Source organism: Streptomyces thermoviolaceus (genome assembly GCF_045209695.1).
GTDB classification, from domain to species: domain Bacteria; phylum Actinomycetota; class Actinomycetes; order Streptomycetales; family Streptomycetaceae; genus Streptomyces; species Streptomyces thermoviolaceus.
Window position 1 is genome coordinate 1,689,285 of record NZ_CP109280.1, and the last position, 19,907, is coordinate 1,709,191.

General features: G+C 68.1%; 7 protein-coding genes. 5 read left to right on the top strand and 2 right to left on the bottom strand.

Annotated elements, in window-relative coordinates:
• Nucleotides 1–36: 36 nt before the first annotated feature.
• The 5 genes from OG899_RS07330 to OG899_RS07350 all read left to right on the top strand — a co-directional run bounded on the left by OG899_RS07330 (nucleotide 37) and on the right by OG899_RS07350 (nucleotide 18,739).
• On the top strand, nucleotides 37–3,213 hold the full coding sequence (locus OG899_RS07330) for a DEAD/DEAH box helicase (RefSeq protein WP_125496232.1): 3,177 nt from the start codon (nucleotides 37–39) through the stop codon (nucleotides 3,211–3,213).
• Nucleotides 3,210–8,699, top strand: a complete 5,490-nt coding sequence (locus tag OG899_RS07335) for a hypothetical protein (RefSeq protein ID WP_406310940.1) — start codon at nucleotides 3,210–3,212, stop codon at nucleotides 8,697–8,699. The genes OG899_RS07330 and OG899_RS07335 overlap by 4 nt, the downstream gene beginning before the upstream one ends.
• On the top strand, nucleotides 8,696–15,418 hold the full coding sequence (locus tag OG899_RS07340) for a DEAD/DEAH box helicase (RefSeq protein ID WP_406310941.1): 6,723 nt from the start codon (nucleotides 8,696–8,698) through the stop codon (nucleotides 15,416–15,418). The genes OG899_RS07335 and OG899_RS07340 overlap by 4 nt, the downstream gene beginning before the upstream one ends.
• Nucleotides 15,415–17,778: a UvrD-helicase domain-containing protein gene (locus OG899_RS07345; RefSeq protein WP_406310942.1), complete on the top strand. Its 2,364-nt coding sequence runs from the start codon at nucleotides 15,415–15,417 to the stop codon at nucleotides 17,776–17,778. The genes OG899_RS07340 and OG899_RS07345 overlap by 4 nt, the downstream gene beginning before the upstream one ends.
• A gap of 406 nt (nucleotides 17,779–18,184) precedes the next feature.
• The gene (locus OG899_RS07350; RefSeq protein ID WP_168131244.1) at nucleotides 18,185–18,739 is read left to right on the top strand and encodes a glycoside hydrolase family 25 protein; all 555 of its coding nucleotides are present in this window, start codon (nucleotides 18,185–18,187) and stop codon (nucleotides 18,737–18,739) included.
• A gap of 112 nt (nucleotides 18,740–18,851) precedes the next feature.
• Here OG899_RS07350 and OG899_RS07355 read toward each other — a convergent pair whose 3' ends face one another.
• On the bottom strand, nucleotides 18,852–19,064 hold the full coding sequence (locus OG899_RS07355; RefSeq protein WP_125496237.1) for an EF-hand domain-containing protein: 213 nt from the start codon (nucleotides 19,062–19,064) through the stop codon (nucleotides 18,852–18,854).
• A gap of 167 nt (nucleotides 19,065–19,231) precedes the next feature.
• Nucleotides 19,232–19,861 (bottom strand): ADP-ribosyltransferase, encoded by a 630-nt coding sequence (locus OG899_RS07360; RefSeq protein ID WP_189428431.1) that lies wholly within the window; start codon nucleotides 19,859–19,861, stop codon nucleotides 19,232–19,234.
• Nucleotides 19,862–19,907 lie beyond the last annotated feature (46 nt).

Genomic DNA, 19,907 nt, shown 5'->3' on the forward strand with positions numbered 1-19,907 from the left:
GCACATCACCGATCACCGTCCACAGAGGAGCACCACGTGACCACGGCGATGCAGTCCGAGGTTCCTGAGGCGCGCGACGCCGGCGCGACGGAGTTCGCGTATCCGGCCGGCGCGAGGCCGGCCTTGGCTCCCGGTGCCCAGGTGCGCATCCGGGACGAGCAGTGGCTCGTGAAGTCCGTCGCGGAGTCCCGTGACGGGCTCATGGTCGAGGTCAGCGGGGTCTCGGCGTTCGTCCGTGGCACGGACGCGGTCTTCTACTCCGGCCTGGACCACATCGAAGTACTCGATCCGCGCAAGACCCGGCTCGTTCCCGACGACACCTCCAAGCACGCCAAAGCACGCCTCTATCTGGAGGCGGTCATCCGAAAGACTGCGCTGCCGCAGACCGAGCACGGCATCGCGCTCGCCGACTCCTTCCTCATGGACCGGCAGGAGCATCAGCTGCGTCCCGCCGAGCTGGCGCTGTCCATGCGGAACCCGCAGCCACGGCTGCTGATCGCCGACGTGGTCGGCCTGGGCAAGACCCTGGAGATCGGCATCACGCTCGCCGAGCTGATCCGGCGCGGGCGTGGCGAGCGCATCCTCGTGGTCACGCCCGCCCATGTGCTGGAGCAGTTCCAGCGCGAGCTGTGGACCCGCTTCTCCCTGCCGCTGGTGCGCCTGGACTCCACCGGTATCCAGCGCATCCAGCAGGAGATCCCTGCGGGCCGGAACCCCTTCGCCCACTTCAAACGAGTTGTCGTCTCCGTCGACACCCTCAAGTCGGCGACGTACGCCCACCACCTGGAGAACATCACCTGGGACGCGGTGGTCATCGACGAGGCACACAACCTTGTGAACAAGGGCACCCGGAACAACGCCCTCGCCCGCCGTCTCGCCGAGCAGACCGATGCGCTGATCCTGGCCTCCGCCACCCCGCACAACGGCGACGCCGAATCCTTCGCCGAGCTGATCCGGATGCTCGACCCGGCCGCGATCGCCGATCCCAAGAACTACAAGGTCGCCGACCTCGACCACCTCTACATCAGGCGGACCAAGACCGACCGCGAAGTACGCGACGGCCTCAAGGACAAACCGTGGGCCGAACGCGGTCCCTCGCTGCCGGTGCCCGCACACGCGACGCCGAAGGAAGTCGCCCTCCTCGAGAAGCTGGCGGGCGAGTGGACCCCCGGTGACCCGAACCGTGCGTCGGTCTGCGCCGACCCGCTGGTCGGCTACAACTTCCTCAAGGCGTTCCTCTCCTCCCATGTCGCTCTGCGGGAGTCCCTCGCCAGGCGCCGTGAGTACCTGAACAATCCGAAGAACGGCACCCCGAAAGGCGGCAAGGCCAAGACCACGGCGGACGACGACGCCCGCCGCGCCGCTCTCGCCGCCGAGAGCGAAGCCCTCGCCGAGCTGGAGGCGCTGGTTGCGGACTTCACCGACGAGGACTCCGCCAAGCTCGACACACTTGTACGCACGCTCAGGGACGACCTCGGTGTCGGACCGGCCTCTGAGCGGCGCGTCGTGATCTTCTCCGAGCGGGTCGACACGCTGAACTGGCTGGCCCAGGTGGTTCCGGCCCGCCTCGGCTTCAAGAAGAAGCACCAGGCCAAGCCCGACGAGGCGCGTCCGTGGAAGGCGTACGACGGCGCCGTTGAGGTCATGCACGGTGACATCACCAACGACCAGCAGCAGCAGGAGATCGTCGACCGCTTCGGCCGGCGTGAGGAACCGGTGCGGCTGCTCTTCACCGGAGACATCGCTTCCGAGGGCGTCAACCTGCATCATCAGTGCCACGATCTCATCCACTACGACCTGCCCTGGTCCCTCATCCGGATCGAGCAGCGCAATGGACGCATCGACCGCTACGGACAGGCGGTCAGCCCCGAGTTCCGTGCGCTCATCCTGACCGCCGACGTGCCCTGGCGTCGCGACGAGGAGAGCGGCGAGATGCTCACGCTCGACGACCGGCTCGTCGGCGCTCGTCTGCTGCGGCGTGAGGCCCAGGCACACGAGATCGAGACCGGCGAGGGCAGCGCCGAGGCTGTCACTGGCCTCTACAACGACAAGAAGGAAGAGGACCGTCTCACCCGAGACCTCATCAAGGGCGGTACCGTCGAACGTTCCCTCAAGCAGTCCCGGCAGGAGTCCGGCGGTGTCCTCGCCGGACTGCTCGCCGGTGCCAACGCCAGGCTGGCCGACCCGGCGGCTGCCCCGGCCACCGTCGGCAGGGCCCCGGTTCCCGAAGCGGACGTGCCCCATGTGTTCGCGAACACCAAAGCGTACTTTCAGGCCGCGGTGGAGCTCATCTACCCGGCGGCTGAGCGCGAGGCCCTGAACTGGAAGCCCGAGACGGCGGGTGGGCGCATCGAGTTCACTCCGCCCGACGATCTCCAGTACCGCCTCCGGGAACTGCCGAAGTCGTACCTGGAGCAGGAGAAGATCCTCACCACCCCCAAGCACGAGGGCACGCTGCGCATCACCTTCGACAAGAAGTACGCGGCGGAACGGCTCGAGGCCGCCCGCAACGCCAAGCAGGGCAAGACCGGCCACCCCACCTCCCAGTGGCCCAACGTTTCCTATGTCTCCGACATCCACCCCGTGCTCGACTGGGTGACGGACAAGGTTCTCGCCAAACTCCGCTACGACGAAGCGTTCGTCCTCGCCTACCGCCCCGATGTGGACAAGGCGAAACGGATCGACGCCGCCCTCCCCGCGGCACTCACCGGTCCGGTCTACCTCCTCCAGGGCATCTACTCCAACGCTGCGGGCAAGCCGACGGTCGTCGAGTGGATGGCCGTCACCGGCCTCGCGGAGGCCGCGCCCCGCGTATGGCGCATGGACTCGGCATTTCTCGCCGCCTGCGGCGTAGGCCCCGACATGCCCGGCCGTGACCGCCCCGTCAACCCCGACCTCCTTCAGGCGCTCGTCCCCGCGGCCGTCGACGCGGCCGAGACCCATCTGCGCGAGCGCCGCGCCGACTACGACAAGCAGGTCGATGCCTACCTGGCGCCCTACGAGAACCGTGTGCAGGTCTGGGAGCAGGGCGCCCTGATCGCCGTAGGCAACCAGGAGCGCCGGCGTCGGCAGGTGTACGACACAGCCGCACGCCGCCGCAACCTCGTACGCCGCCTGCGTACCGACGGCGACCCGATGCTGCGGGTCCTCGCCGTTCTCGAGCCCCTTCACATCACCGCGTCCACCGCGCAGGCCGAGGAGCCCGCACGATGAGCTACACCTACGACTCCTTCGCCAATCGCGGCGAATACCTCTCCGCCCACTACTTCAGCGAGGAGCTGGAGTACTCCCTCAAGAGGAACAAGGCGGGTGAGGAAGGTCTGTTCACCCTCTGGACCAGCCGCGAGACCGACCCGCACGACCCACGTCCCACCCCCCGCGAGCTGCTCCCCCGGCTTCGCGGTGAGTACCAAACCACCGTGCGCCCCTTCCTGGCCTCCCGCGCCCAGCGGGAGGAACCCGGCAGCACCTACGACGACCCGACGGGCGAGTGGGCCGAGCACCTCACCGCCTGGCACACCGCCGTGCTCAAGGCCCTCGGCTACGTCGGTGATCGGCCCGAGCCGATCACCGTGCACAACGCCGGCCGGGACTACGAGCTGCGGACCGCCTGGCACGGAGATGGCATCGTTGCCGTCGACTGCGGCTGGACCGCCACGCTCGACCACGCTCTCGACCCCGACAAGGCAGGGCGGCTCCTCCACCCCCTCAAGACCGCCGACGGTCTCCTCGAGGCAGGCGAGAAGCTGGCGAGCTGGCTCTTCCAGAGCGAACTGCACGAGCCCGGCGGCGACGCCCCTCGCTTCGTTCTGCTGCTCTGCGGCGGCGTCCTCGTCCTTGCCGACCGAAGCGCCTGGGCCGAGGGCCGCTACCTCGCCGTCAGCCTCGACACGGCTTTCGCCCGCAACGACACGGCGAAGGCCGGCGAACTCGCTCTGCTCGCCGCCCTCTTCTCCCACGACATGCTCGCGCCCCGTCCCGACGGCAAGGGCCGGCGCATCGACGACCTGCTCAAGGCGTCCCGCGACAACGCCGTCGGAGTCAACTCCGAGTTGCGCAAGGGACTCCAGCGCTCGGTCGAGATCATCGCCAACGAGGTCCTGGCCCGTCTGCGTGAGGCGGAGGTCGAGCCACGGGAGATCGAGGACCCCAAGCAGGGACCGTTCGCCAAGCAGCTCACCCGCGAATCGCTGCGCTACCTCTACCGCATTCTCTTCCTTCTGTACGCGGAGGCACGCCCCGAGCTGGGCATCCTGCCCGCCGAGGACTCCACGTACGAGGCCGGCTACTCGATCGCCCGGCTGCGCGAGTTGGTGGCGCGGGAACGAAAGCTGGCCGACGAGGAGAGCCGCAACGGCTTCCACTTGTACGCCTCACTGGACGTTCTGTTCAACAAGGTCAACTACGGCCACCGCCCGCACGGCACCGAACCGGACGACCACAAGCCCGCCGACGAGCGCAGCGAGCAACGCGGCCTGCGTTTCGAGGCGCTGCGCAGCGAGTTGTTCGACCCGAAGGCGATCACTCTCATCGGTCGACACGTCCTCGACCCGCGCTGGGACGAGGACGGGGACGAGGAGCCTCGGTGGCTCGACCTGCGCCTGCGCAATGAGGCCCTGCACCAGGTGCTGCGTCTGCTGACCATGAAGGAGGCCAGTCGGAAGGGACGGCAAGGCGGGTTCATTTCCTACCGCAACCTCGGCATCAACCAGCTCGGCGCGGTCTACGAGGGCCTGATGTCCTACACCGGCATCATCGCCGAGGAGGAACTGGCCGAGGTCGCCAAGCCCGGCGCGAAAAAGGGCGGCAAGCAGTACGGCGACCCGGAGAAGGGCTCCTGGCTCATCCCCGCGGACCGGCTGAAGGACTACCCGGAGAACACGCATGTCGTGTACTCCGCCCAGGATGCCGAACAGTACGGTCTGCGCGGCCCGAAGAAGTACGATCCGGGCACGTTCGTCTATCGCCTGGCCGGCCGTGACCGAGAGACGTCCGCCTCGTACTACACCCCCGAGTCCCTCACCAAGGTCACCGTCGAACTGGCTCTCAAACACCGCCTCGACCAGGAAAGGGACGCGGACGGCAACACGGTCCGGACACGGGCGAGCGAGCTGCTGCGCTACACGATCTGCGAGCCCGCCCTGGGATCCGGCGCGTTCCTCAACGAGGCGATCAACCAGGTCGCCGAGGAGTACCTCAAACGCCGCCAGGAGGAACTGGGCGTCAGCCTGGACACCTCGAAAGCCCTGGACGTCAAGCAGAAGGTGAAGGCGTACATCGCCCTCCACAACGCGTACGGGGTCGACCTGAACGCGACGGGTGTGGAGCTGGCCGAGGTGTCCCTCTGGCTGAACACCATGCACCCGGGCATGCGGGCGCCGTGGTTCGGTCTGCACCTGCGGCGCGGCAACTCGCTGATCGGCGCTCGGCGATGGGTGTACGAGGCGGAGCGCATCAAGAAGGAGCGGACGATCGGCGCCCAGACGCCGACCAAGCTGCCCTTCCGAGCGCCGGAGGACGGTGCGAAGCAACCGCTGCCCGAAGGGGCTGTGCATCAGTTTCTTCTGCCCACACCCGGGTGGGGTGCGGTCGCAGGGGCCGGCGGCGATGCGAAGAAGCTGGTCGAGCAGCTCGCCGGACCGCAGGTGGAGCAGCTGAAGGCCTGGAAGAAGGGCATCCTGACCAAGCCCAAGCCGACTGGTGGCAAGAGCAGCCAACTCGCCCGGTTGCAGGCTGCGGCCCGTCGGGTCGAGTTCCTGTGGCAGCTGGTGGCCAAGCGCATGGAACTGAGCGAACGGGAGATCGCTCGCACGATCGACGTATGGGGTACCGACCGCGCGGAGGACGCGGAGGAGTACGCCTTCCTCCGTCGCGACAAGCAGAACGCGGACCGAGGCCTGCCGATGACCAAGGAGCAGGTCTTCCAAGACCTCTTCGACGCAGAAGGTTCCCCGTACTGGCGGCTCAAGCAGGTCATGGACGCGTGGTGCGCGCTGTGGTTCTGGCCGCTGGACAAGGTGGGGCTGCTGGACGGGTCGGACGCTGAGTACGCCACGGCTCCGGTGGTGACGGCACAGGCCGGCGCCGACCTGGATGCGCTGCTGTCGTCGGTGGCCGGGCAGTCCGTCGAGACCGGTCAGCCGCCTGCGCCCGAGCCGGGCCCCGCGTCCCAGTTCGTCGAGAACAGGCTGCTGTTCACCATGGACGGTGACCAGATGTCCTTCGGCGAGAGCGAGGACGACGATGCACTCGTGGTGAAGAAGAAGATCAAAAAGGGGCGTGGCTCATCCAGCCCCAGGAAGCCCGCAGGCGTGCCGCGCCGCCGGGACGTCATCCCGCTCGCGAGCCTGGACGACTGGATCGCCTTCCTGGAGTCCATGCTGGGCACGGGACCGGTCCCCGAGAACACCTTCGCCACGGCCGTCGACTCCCTCGAGGATCTGAAGGCTTTCGAGGACCTGATCCAGGCCGAGATGGGCATGGACGACGCCCGGAAGGCGGTGGAGACGCGGTATCCGTGGATGCGGGTCGTCCGTGACATCGCCGAGGAACAGGGATTTCTGCACTGGGAGTTGGACTTCGCCGGGATCTTCGCCGGTGAGTCCGGGGGCTTCGACCTCCAGGTGGGCAACCCGCCGTGGGTGCGGCCGGAGTGGAAGGAGAACCCGGTCCTCGCGGAGTACGAGCCGTGGTTCATGCTCACGGAGAAGCCGAAGGCGGAGGACAAGAACCGGCGACGGGAGGCCGAGCTGGCGCGGAAGGAGGTGCAAGAGTATCTGCTCGGCGAGGTGACGAAGACGGTGACCGTGGCCAGCTATCTGTCTGCCTCGCCTGTCTACCCGCTGATCTCAGGTAGCCAGCCGGATCTGTACCGGGCGTTCATGTGCGAAGTGTGGGACCACGCCGGGCGCGGTGGTACGGCCGGCATGGTACACCCCGACACCCACTTCGCGGGTGACAAGGAAGCCGACCTGCGGGCAGCGGCGTACCGGCGGCTGCGCGTGCACGGTGACTTCGTCAACGCGGGCAACCGCTTCTTCCCGCCGCCGGTGGGTCGGTCCAGTCACTTCGGCGTGCACATCTACGGACCCGAAGGGGAGATCTCCTTCGACTCCCTGTCGTGGCTCTTCACCGTCGACTCCCTTCGCTTGTCCGCCTCCGCCGAGAACGCCGGCGCCGATCCCGGCGTCAAGTACGACGGTGACTGGGACGAACGCCCCCATCCGAAGCGTGTCATCCGCGTCACCCGCGACACCCTCAAGCGGTGGCGTCGCCTGACGGGTGACGAAGGCCCGCTGGAGCACACGCGTCTGCTCACACCGGTGAGCACAGCGGAGGACCCGGCCATCGACGCGCTGGGCATGTATCGGTTGCGCCTGGGTGCGCTGCACCCAGACATTTCCCCTGGATACCACGAAAGCGCCGCCAAAAAGGCACAGTTCGGCCCGGACAAGAAGCAGCGACTCATCGACTACAACACCGGCGTCGCCGGCCAGGAGGACTACCACGCGAAGGCATGGAGCGACGTCATCCTCAAGGGTCCGCAGATCGGCGTTGCGAACCCTATGTTCAAGCAGCCCAGCCAGGGCGGTGGCGAGGTTCGCGGCCTCGACCCCAGGGTGCTCGCGGACGACGCGGTGCCGGAGTCGGAGTACCGGTGCGTGGCTCCTCGCGAAGTATTCCTGGGCGAGCAGGACAGGTGGCCCGACTGGGAGAAGTACGAGTCGCTGCTCGCTTCGGAGGAGGAGCGGGCGCAGGCGCGGCTCCGGATCGCGGAGAAGCGGGACGTGGAGCCGGAGGCGGTCGAGGACGAGCAGGTGGAGAAGTTTCTGCTTGCTAAAGCCAGCAGGCCATACAGTGAGCGATTCCGGTGGGCGTGGCGGAACCAGATCGCTCCGGACACTGAACGCGCCTTGTATACAGCCTTGTTGCCTCGCGAGGTCACTCATGTAGGTGGAATCCGCAGTGCCTTCGTTTCATCGATGCGGCATTCGGCCTTGATCGGAGGATTCTGGTCGGGCCTGCCGATCGACTACTTCTTGCGGACGCTTGCCTGGTCGCATCTTCACGAGAACCCAGCCAAGCTGCTGCCGGCCCCCCAGGAAAACCACCCCCTAGCCCCCGCCCTCCTCCTCCGTACCCTCCGCCTGAACGCCCTCACCACCGCTTACGCCGACCTCTGGGCCGATCTGTACGACTCCAAGTGGCCCGGCTACGAGCCCTGGGCCGTCGAATGGCCTCACCTCAAGACCGAGCTGCACAGGGTCACCCCTACCTGGCAGCGCGACACCCCCCTCCGTACGGAGTACGCCCGCCGCGCCGCACTCGTGGAGATCGACGCGCTCGTGGCCGTATGGCTCGGTATCGACGCGGACACGCTCATCGCCATGTACCGTGCTCGTTTCCCCATCATGCAGGACTTCGACCGGGTGACATGGTTCGACGCCGAGGAGCGGAAGATCGCCGGGGACCGGTACACGTACGGCTTCGACCAGACGAAGGAGCACTGGACCCAGTTCGAGGCCTACCTGAAGGACCCCGAAGCCGCCCCCGTCCCCGACGGATACACCGCCCCCTTCTACAAAGCCGACCGTGAGCGCGAAATGCGGGAAGCACACGCCTACTTCAGCAAGCGCCTCGACGAAGCCGTCGCGAAGGGTCTCTGGGACCCGGAGAAGATGGAGGTCCCGGGTAAGTGAGACCGACCCTCGAAGCACAGGGACTGAAGGAGAGCCTGCTCCAGTACCTGTCCACGACCTACGGCCTCGCGGACGAGGGCGCTCGCAAGGCCCTGCACGCCTTCCTCGAGGACGAGACGACAGGCATGTTCCGCGGCCCGTTCCTGCGGCTGCGTACGCCTTTCACCCCGGCCGAGGACGGCTGGCAGCAGCACCTGGACTGGGTGCGTACCGACGGCTGGAGGCCCTACGCGCACCAGGCCCGCGCCTTCGCCCGGCTCACCTCGAAGGACGGCCACACGCCTCAGCCGACCCTGGTCACCACGGGCACCGGGTCCGGTAAGACGGAGTCGTTCCTCTACCCCGTACTCGACCACTGTGCCCGCGAGCGCGCCGCCGGGAACAGCGGGATCAAGGCGGTCTTCCTCTACCCGATGAACGCCCTTGCCACCGACCAGGCGGCACGCATCAACGGACTGCTCACCGAGTACGACGAGCTGAGCGGCGTACGCGCCGGCCTGTACATCGGGGACAAGGCGGCCACGCACTACGACAAGGTCTACACCCGCCGCCAGGACATGCAACTGTCCCCGCCGGACATCCTGATCACCAACTACAAGATGCTCGACCTGCTGCTCCAGCGTGCCGCCGACGCACCGCTGTGGGACGGCAGCGACATCCGCTATGTGGTCGTCGACGAGTTCCACACCTACGACGGCGCGCAGGGCACCGACGTGGCCATGCTGCTGCGCCGCCTCGCCATCGCCGTCGGCGCCACGAGGCCCGGTAGTCCGCTCGGCACGATCACTCCGGTCGCCACGTCAGCGACCCTGGCCTCCGGAACCGACGAGGACGGAGTGCGTCGGCTTCTCTCCGTGGCCACCAACGTCTTCGGCACCGAGTTCACCGAGGACGCCATCATCGGGGAGGACCGGCTGACGGTCGACGAGTTCATGCTCGACGCGTCGATCCGGGACGCGAAGTTCCTGCCCGGCCAGGCCACGCCCCCCGAAACGCTGACCGCGCTGCCGGATCCCGCGTCCGGTCCCGAAGCGCTCGCGGACCTCGCCGAGGCCGTCACCGGAATCCGTACGACCGACCCGGTCACCCTCGGCGCCGCGCTCAAACGCAACCGGCTCACGTACGCGGTGCTGAAGGCCTTCGACGGGACCGTGCGCACCTACGACGAGGTGCTCGACGTGATGCGCCGCAGTGGGGCGAAGAGCTGGGACGAGGCGATCACGACACGGCCGCAGATCGCCGCCCTCGCGCTCGCCCGCTTCGTCGCCCTGCTGTCCGTGGCGCGTGATCCGGACGCACCGGTCGCGCTCAGCCGTCCCCTCGTGCAGGTGGAGGTGCACCAGTGGGCGCGGTCCGTCACACGCGTGCTGCGTGGTGTACTGCCGTGGCCGAGGGCCGAGTTCGCCTGGGACACCACCGGGGCGCAGAGCCGACTGCGGACCACGCCGGACACGACCACCTCACGCGACACCAAGATCTTCCTGCCCGCCGTGTACTGCCGTGAGTGCGGGCGATCCGGATGGTCGGTTCTGGCTCCGGAGTCGGACCTGGAGGAGCTGGAGTTCGAGGCTCACAAGATCCGCCGCGCCACCGTCACCGCCGAAAAGGCCAAGGTACGCACCTTGGTGGCCGCCACCGACAACGAGGCCCGAGAAGGCAACGGCCGTACAGCCATGGCCCCGGCGGCGCAGAGGTCGCTGACCACCGGCGGCGCAGGTGTGCTGATGGTCCTCGACGGGCCCGCGCGGCGTCTGCGTCTGCCCGACCCCCAGGCCGACTACGACGACGAGGGCAACCCTCAGCCTGCCGGACCCGATTCGGCATTCGTCCTCGTCCAGCTCGGCGACACCGCGGAACGTGCCGCCAAGGACGATTGGTGCCCGGCGTGCGGCACGCACAACGCGATCCGCTTCCTCGGTACCGGAGCCGCCGCGCTCGCGGCCGCGTCCGTCACCCAACTGTTCACCGGTGGGGAGATGGACAAGGAGCAGCGTGAGACGAAGACGCTGATGTTCAACGACTCGGTGCAGGACGCCGCGCACCGGGCCGGATTCGTCGCCTCCCGCTCGTACACGTTCTCCCTGCGGGCACTGTTCACCAAACACTTGAGCGAGGAACGGCCCAGCGCGCTCAACGATCTCGTCGCCGACGTCGTCGCGGCCACCACTGATCGCGAGACGCTCGCCGCGGTCGTCCCGCCGGACCTGCACGACGACACGGGTGTGGCGCGTCTGCTGTCGGGCAAGGGCCGTGGCGGAGACAAGAAGACCTGGGACCTGATCGGTGAACGGTTCGCATTCGAGGCCGTGATGGAGTTCGGCCACCGGTCCCGCAATGGCCGTACCCTCGAACTGACCCGCACTGCAGCCGCCTGGGTCGACATCCCTGACGAGCGGGAGGCCGTAGCGCTCGTACGCGCCGCTCATGAAGAAGCCACGCACCGTGGACTGGCCCTCACCGAACACGACGACGCCCGCTATCTGGCCTTCCTGCGCGGCCTGGTGGAACGGCTGCGCACGCGGGGAGCGATCGGGCACCGGTGGCTGGAGAAATTCCTCGACGAGGCGGGCACCAGCCGTTACTACATCTGGGGCGGCCGCCCGCGCGGCATGAAGGCGTTCCCCAAGGGCGTCTCCGCGCCGACCTTCCTGCTCGCGCGCCCCAAGCAGGGCAGCGAGTTCGACTTCGCCGCCGGGCGCCTGTCCTGGTACCAGACCTGGGCGCAGCGCTGCTTCGACATGACCCGTGAACAGGCCGACGAGTTCTGGGTCCGGCTGCTGCCTCGACTCACCGATGCGGGACTGCTCGCGGCACGCACCCCCGGCGATACGACTGCCCGGCTGTACGGCCTCCAACCTGGCGCCGTCCGTCTGCAGTTGTTGTCGGACTCGCAGGTCAACGTGTCGTACGTACGCTGCCCGAAGTGCTTCTGGGAGCAGACGGTCCACCCCTCGCTGCTGGCGCAGTACCACGATCAGCCCTGTCAGGCGTACCGCTGCACGAACGGGCGGCTGGTCGCCGGTGACCGGTGGCTGGAGACCGTCGACCGGCACGACCGGGACCGCGACTACCGTGACGACTACTACCGCGGCCTGTACCGGCGAGCGGGTACCTACCAGGTCGTCACCGCCGAGCACACCGGCCTGCTCTCCCGCGGCAAGCGCGAACGCGTCGAGGAGGCCTTCCGCAGCGGCGAGGGCTTCAACGACCCCAACGTGCTGTCCTGCACACCCACCTTGGAGATGGGCATCGACATCGGCGACCTCTCCGCCGTCGTCCTCGGTGCCCTGCCGCGGCGGCCGGCCAACTACGCCCAGCAGGCGGGCCGTGCCGGACGTCGCACCGGCAACGCCTTTCTGCTGACCATCCCCGACCGCTCCCGGCGCGACCTGTACTTCCTCGACCGGCCACGCGACATGATCGACGGCCGGATCGTGCCGCCCGGTTCGTACCTGTCGGCCATCGAGATCCTCCGCCGCCAGTACACCGCCCATCTCCTCGACCTCGCGGCTCGCGGCCGTCTGCTGCGCGAGGACGGCAGACCGCTCGCCGCACTGCCGCGTCGCGTCGATGAACTGTTCGGTCCCTCCGGTTACCTGGTCGATTTCACCGAGGCCGCCCTCGCCCACGGCGAGGAACTCGTCGCAGACTTCCTTGCACTCTTCCCGACCGGCGTGAGCGACACCGCCAAGGAAGAGCTGAGAAAGTACGCTGTGCGCCGCATCCGCAGCACGATCGAGAAGGCCGAACGCGAGTGGGAGCGCGAAAACCAGAAGCTGCGCTCGCGTATCCGAGCCATCCGCTCCGCGATCGACGAGCTCAAGGAAGGCGACGACGATCAGGCGCGTACGAAGGCGGAGCTGGAGGCCGAGCTGGGAGCCCTGTCCCGAGAGGGCGCCGAACGACAGCGCCGGCCCGCCCAGACCGTGTTGTGCGACCTCGGTCTGCTGCCCAACTACGCGCTGCTCGACGCCACAACGACTCTGCACTCCACCGTCTTCTGGCCTGAGGGCAGCACATCAGAGGGGCGCGTCCGCTACAAGTCGAAGTCGTTCTCCTACGATCGGCCGCGCGGTTACGCCCTTTCGGAGCTGGCTCCCGGCAACACCTTCTACGCCGAGGGTTACAAGCACCGCATCACCGGTATCGACATCGTCACCGGCCGTGATCAGGACTGGCGCTACTGGCGCTTCTGCCCCTCGTGCGGCTATGTCCGCACTGAGAACGCCGAGGCCGACACGACGCCCTGCCCGCGCTGCGGAGAGGCGGGCATCGCCGACTCCGGCTGTCTGTGGCAGATCGTCCAGCCCCGTGTCGTCACAGCCCGCGACAAGCGTGAGGACGCCAGGATCGGCGACGAGAGCGACGACCGCGATCACCGCTTCTACTCGGTCGTCGACTTGGTCGACATCGATCCCCAAGACTTCGCGGTGGGCAAGTCCTGGCGGCACACCAAGGAGATCTTCGGCGTCGACTACACCCGCCGGGCTGTCATCCGCCGCGTCAACACAGGACCGCTCAGCGTCGGCGCCCAGGACAACGACCAGCTCGCCGGGCGGGCCGTCCGGATCGCGCCGTTCCATGTGTGTACCGCCTGCGGGGCCGCGAGCGCCGACGGCCGTCCGGTATTCGACGACGACCGCGATGCCGTGGACAACTCCGCCAACCGCCAGCGGGACCTCAAGCACCACACCCCGTGGTGCCCGCTGCGGCGCGGCAAGAAGGGCGTACCCCAGGAGCCGGTCCTGCTCGCTCACGAGCTGAAGACCGAAGCATTGCGCATCCTGCTGCCCGCGGCGACTGTGCTCGTCGACGAGAAGGTCCACTCCTTCCAGGCTGCCTTGCGCCTCGGCGTGGACGATGCCTTCGGCGGCGACCCGCAGCACCTCGACACCACCCTCGCCACCATGCCGGATCGTGACACCGCGGAAAAGCGGCACTTCCTCGTCCTGTACGACCGTCTTCCGCACGGCACCGGCTACCTCGACCGGCTCACCGACCCCGCGAATTTCCGACAGGTGCTCGAAGGGGCGCGCCGGCTCCTCCTGGAGTGCCCCTGCGAAGGTGAAGGCGGGCCGGCCTGTCACCGCTGCCTGTATCGCTACGCCGACGAACAGCACATCGAGCGGGTCTCCCGCCAGGCCGCCCTGGAGATCCTCGACCAACTCCTCGGCACCGAGACCGACGCCTGGGACACCGAACCGGTCGGCAACACCGACCAGATCGGGCTGGACGGACAGGTCGAGTCCGACCTCGAAGCACGCTTCCTCAAGGCCCTGCGCGGGTGGGCGGGACAGCGCGCCGACGCCGTGCTGGAGGAGAGCGGCGACAACAGTGCCTATCTGCGTCTGGACGAGGTCGGAACCGTGCACGGATGGCGTCTGACCGCCCAGCGCAACGAGGGCTACACTCGAACCGACTTCACCTTCGAACGCGTTGACGGGCCCAAGCAGAAGATCACCGTCTATCTCGACGGACACCGCTTCCACGCCACCCGGCGCCACAACCGGCTCGCCGGGGATGCCGACAAGCGCAATCGGCTCCGGGCCGAGGGGCGTACCGTCTTCCAGCTCACCTGGGACGACCTCGACGCCTTCGAACGGCTCACGAACACCTCCGAGTCGTCGGCGGACCGGGAGCCGGCCGAGCCGGTCTGGCCACCCTACCCGGGCAGTGCGCAGGACGTAGCCAAGCAGCTCTACGCCGAACGTGGTGGTGACGACCTCGCCTCCACCGCCTTCACCGACCCGATGAGCATGCTCCTCGCCTACCTGCGCAACCCCGACGACGTTGCCTGGGGCAAGCGGGCGGCGGCCGTGGTGGGCGGGCTCCTCGGAACCGGCCAGGAGATTCTCGTCGGCAACGGCACCCCAGACCAGACACGCAAGATGCTCGACCTGCTCCTCGGCGCCTGGGGCCGTGCCGACGGCACCGCCCCCGCACCCGTCCAGGGCACCGGCACGCTCAACCTGTTCCAGACCCGTGACCAGTCCGGTCTGCCTGTCGCTTTTCTGGTCGACGCGGCCACCGGCCGCTGGACCGCCCTGGCCTGCCTGGACGACACCGAGCCCGACCAGCTCGGCACACCCGAGCACAAGAAGCGCTGGCGCGCCTGGCTCCAGTGGTCCAACATCCTGCAGTTCCTCGCCCACGACGGCGGTGACGGCGTCCAGCTGACCACCGCAACCGCGGGTCGCTTCGACACCGCGATACTCAAGGCCTTCGGCGGAGTCGGCGAACTCGAGTCCCTGATTGCGCGGTACGGCACCGGCGGTCCCGCGCCCCAGCCCGTGCCCGCGGAGATGTCCCCCGTGCAGGCGTCCAACGACACACCCCTCGAAGCGGCGCTGCGAGATCTGCTGTGGGACCGGGACATCCTCGTCTACCTCGACGAGGACGAACCCGACGCTCCCCTCACCCGCCTCGCCCATGCCTTGGCCGACGGCGGCAAGAAGGCCCCCGCATACGGTTACGAGCTCGGCGAACGCGGTTGGCTCGCCGACTTCGCCTGGGACCACGACGATCTGCGGATCGCCGTCATGGCCGAGCCGTACGACCAGGACGACGACGAGAGCGAGAAGACCTGGAGCGCCTACCGCAACGCTGGATTCACCATCCGCTCGGCCGACGACTGGCTCGCCGACCTCGACGCTCTCCTGGCCACTCTCCCCGACGCCACCACCCGCCCCGCCTCCGACGAACAGAGTGCCGCACGATGACCGCACGTCTCAGCCTCTACCAGAAGGCCGAAAACGAGCTCTACAGGATGGACTCGTCGGTCAAGACGAAGTTCTACGACTTCTGTCACCAGTTCCGCCGTGACCCCGATCATCCGAGCCTCGATCTGAAGCCCCTCAAGGGCGACGGCCGCATCTTCCGCGCCAAGATCGACCGCTCTTACCGGGCCCTTCTCGCTCGTGCCGGTGTCGGCGCCGACGGCGTGCAGCAGTGGCTGATCGTGGCCGTCCGCCACCGCAAGGACGTCTACGAAGAGCTCAGCGTCGCCATCAACCGGATCACCGGTGAGATCGAATTCGTCGACCTCGGTGTAGTCGGCCAGAGTGTCCTTCAGCGGGCGGGACTCAAGCTCACTCCGGCCCCGGACGAGCAAGCCGCACCCGCGGCGGAGCCCACACCCGCGCCCGTCGTGGCAGATCGACCGCCCACCCCTGCCGAACCACTTCTCGTCTGCACCCCTGAGGACCTGCGCCGGCTGGGTGTCGCCGACGCCCTCATCGACCTCGCCCTCACCGTCACGACCGAGGAGGAACTCGACCAACTCATCGCCGGTGCACCGCGCCTGACCGCCGAGGTCCTCACCGGGCTCGGCTCCGGCATGTCCGTCGAGGAAGTAGAACGCGAGATCACCCAGCCTGCTTCCACCGAACTCGAACCTGGCTTCGAGAACGACATGGCGGCAGCTCTGACCCGCACCGCGGTCACCACAGTCGACGACGACATCCGCAACATCCTCGCCGAGGGCGACTTCCGCGCCTGGAAGGTCTACCTCCACCCCACCCAGCGCAAGATCGTCGAGCGGAACTACAGCGGTCCCGCCCGCGTCAGCGGTGGCCCCGGCACGGGCAAGACCATCGTCGCCCTGCACCGCGTCGCCCGTCTCGCCGCCGCTCTGCCACCCGGTCACGGCAAGCCGATCCTGCTGACGACCTACACCAAGAACCTCACCGCCGACCTGCGCTCCCGGCTCACCTCGCTCATGGATCCGGCGCTGCTCAGCCGGGTCGACATCAAGCACATCGACCAGCTCGCCCAGAGCGTCCTGAACGAGAACTCGGCCCCTGGCTCCCAGCGCAGCCTGATCACCGATGACGCGGCCCTGGACGTGCTGCGTGAAGTCCTCTTCGAACACGACGAGCACCGCTGGGACGCCGAGTTCCTTTTCGACGAATGGGAACAGATCGTCCTCGGCCAGTCCCTTGCCACCCGCCAGGACTACTTCAAGGCCCGCCGCGCCGGTATGGGGCGCGCCCTCAGCCGTCCCGAACGCGCAGTCATCTGGAAGCTGCTCGACCAGTTCACCCTGCGCCTGAACGGACTGGGCCGTGAGACCTGGGCGCAGGCCGCCGAACGGGCAGCCCGCTACGAGATGGAACGCGCCCGCAAAATCCAGCTCCGGGCCGAACGTAAGGAGGACATCGGCGGTGGTGACCTGACCCACCTCGACGACAACAGCTCCGCGATGCGCTACTTGCGTCACCGCTACCGGCACATCGTCGTCGACGAGGCTCAGGACCTCAGCCCAGCGCACTGGAAGATGCTGCGCGCCATGGTCGCCCCCGGCTCGAACGACCTGTTCATCGCGAGCGACACCCACCAGCGGATCTACGACCGGCAGGTCACCCTGTCCACAGTCGGCATCAACATTCGCGGTCGTGCCTCGAAACTGACCCTCAGTTACCGCACCACCCAGGAGATCCTCGACCAGGCCGCCAAGGTCGTCCGCGGAGTCACCTACGACGACCTCGACGACGGCACCGAGACCCTCAACGGCTACCACTCCCTGCTGCACGGCCCGGCCCCCGAGTACGTTGCCTGCGACGACTGGACCGACGAGATCACCCAGCTCGCCGAGGCCCTCAAGAGGTGGCGCAAGGAGATCATGCACCCCGCCGAGGACGGCACCGTACGTGACCCCAGCGGCACCATGGCGGTCTGCGTCGCCGATGGCGACATGGCCGGCCGCGTAGCCGCCGATCTGGAACTCAAGCACGGCATCACCACGGCCACCCTCACCAAGGACGGCCCACAGGGCAGCGGCGAGGTCCACATCGGCACGATGCACCGCTTCAAAGGGCTCGAATACCAGAAGCTTGCGATCGTCGGCGCGAGCGCCGGCATCCTCCCTCGCACTGCAATTGTGGAGAAGTACGAGACAAGCGACCCCAAGCGGTATGAACGCGAACTCAAGAAGAGCCGTAATCAGCTCTTCGTGGCCGCCACGCGTGCCCGCGACGCATTGCGCATCTCGTGGCACGGCAGGCCCAGCCCTTTCCTGCCCCTGCAGGAGCAGAAAGACTCTGGCTCTGGTGAACAGGGAGACGGAGAGGGTGGGCTGTAGATGGGTGCCGGAAGACACGGCACAGCTGAACACATGACCAGGCTGCTGCCGGACCCGGGGCCGTGGTGGAGTTCGGTGAACAGGGTCTCCGGCCGGTGACACCTCTGAGCTGACCAAGCGCTACCGGGGCAAGGGGATCCCTGGCGTCCAGGACCGCGCCCGCTACACCAGCGAGGGGCCAAACAGTGGCGTGCCGTCGCGAGCACCAGCGCCAAACACGGCTCGGTGCCGGGCAACGTGGCGGTCCTGGCGCGCGCCTGCGGAGCGGCAGTGTCCGGCCGGCCGTGACACCCGTGCGGGGACTGGTTGACGCACAAGTTCGGGCGTTCCGGAGGATCGGCTGCCGGGGACGCGGGGCAGAACTCAAGCGACGACTCCTCCCCCCACGGCATCAGAGGGAGTTCCCATGCTGCACGGCATCGACGTGAGTGCCTACCAGTCCTCCGACTACAGCACGAGCGGCCTCTCCTTCGTCTTCATCAAGGCGACGGAGGGCCGCTCCTACGTCAACTCCCGGCTGAGCGCCCAGACCAAGCGCGGCCGGGACGCGGGGCTCGTGGTCGGCTTCTACCACTTCCTGTGGCCGGGCAACATCACCGCGCAGGCCGAGTACTTCGTCTCGCACGCCCCGGAGAAGGCCGGTGACATCCTCGCCGTCGACTGGGAGACCACCGGCGAGGGCACCCACGCGAGCAACGCGGAGAAGGACGCCTTCATCCGCAAGGTGAAGGAACTGCGGCCCAAGAACCGGGTGATCCTTTACTGCAACCGCAACTTCTGGCTGAACATCGACACCACGTCCTACGCCGGGGACGGGCTGTGGATCGCCGACTACGTCACCGCCGGCAAGCCGCGCATCAAGGCCTCGTGGCGTTTCCACCAGTACACCGACAACCCGTTGGACAAGAACGTGGCGAACTTCGCCAGCAAGGACGCCCTGCGGAAGTGGGCGAACAAGTAGGGTGCGGCCGGCCGTGCGGCCGCACGGGCGAGGGCGCCCCGCCTCCCCGGCGGGGCGCCCTCGTGCGTGCGGCTCGGCCGCAGGTGGTTCGTCCGCGCGGCCCGGCCGTGGGTCACTTGTTCAGGTAGGCCCAGAACTCGTCGAAGGACAGGACCTTGTCGCCGTTGAGGTCGCGGCTGGCGATGACGGCCTCGGCGACCGTGTCGGTGACGTGCCAGTCGCCCCCCTGGGCCAGGGCGGACTTGAACTCGGCGGCGGTGATGAACCCGTCGCCGTCCGCGTCGATCCGCTGGAACTGCTTGCGTGCTTCCTCGATGTCCGCCACGGGTCCGCCCCTTGTCGTCGTGTCTGGTCTGCTGTGCGTCCGACGGTCGTACGCACAGCAGGTCAGATTAACGGTCCGGTGGTGCCGACGGTGCGGCGGCCATGGGATCGAGGGGCGATGCGGCCATGGGATGTCGAGGGGCGACGGCGACAGGACGCGTACGGGGGTCAGTGCCAGGGGCGGTAGTGCGGGTTGCCGCGGCACTCGCCGAGCACTTCGGTCTTCGTCGCCTTGTCCACGGGGCAGGCGCCGACGATGTACTGCCGGGCGATGCCGCCGGGGAAGGCGACCTCCACCTGGTCCGCCCACTTGTGGGTGTCGCCGATCGTCTTGTTGACGTCGATGCCGCCCGGAGCGTCGATGTAGTAGTTGAACGTCGACTTCCAGGTCTTGTACAGGTCGTGGTCGTACGTCGTGGAGACGTACGGCGAGGGCTGGTTGACCAGGACGTACTGCTCGAGGTCGTACTGGCCGCCGAGCACGTCCCGCGGCAGGAAGCCCTCCTCGAAGATCACCGACGGGTCCCGGTTGTCGTTGCGCCACAAGGTGCCGCAGCCGGTGCGCCAGGCCGGGTCGGGGGTGATCCGGGTCAGGTCGACGCGCCGGTCGGCGGCCGCCTTGACCTTGTCGTCGAACTGGGGACAGGCCGGTGCCGCCGTGGCCTTGACGGATGACGGGGCCGCCGTGGAGGGCGCCGGTGCGCCGGCCGGAGCCCCGGAGGCGGCCGTGGTGGCGAGGACGGCCGAGACGGACAGCACGGCGGCGGCCGCGCGCCGCCTCAGACGAAAGTCGATCATGGCCGGCACCATGGCGCGCTACGCGCGCCGCAGCGCGGACCGTCAC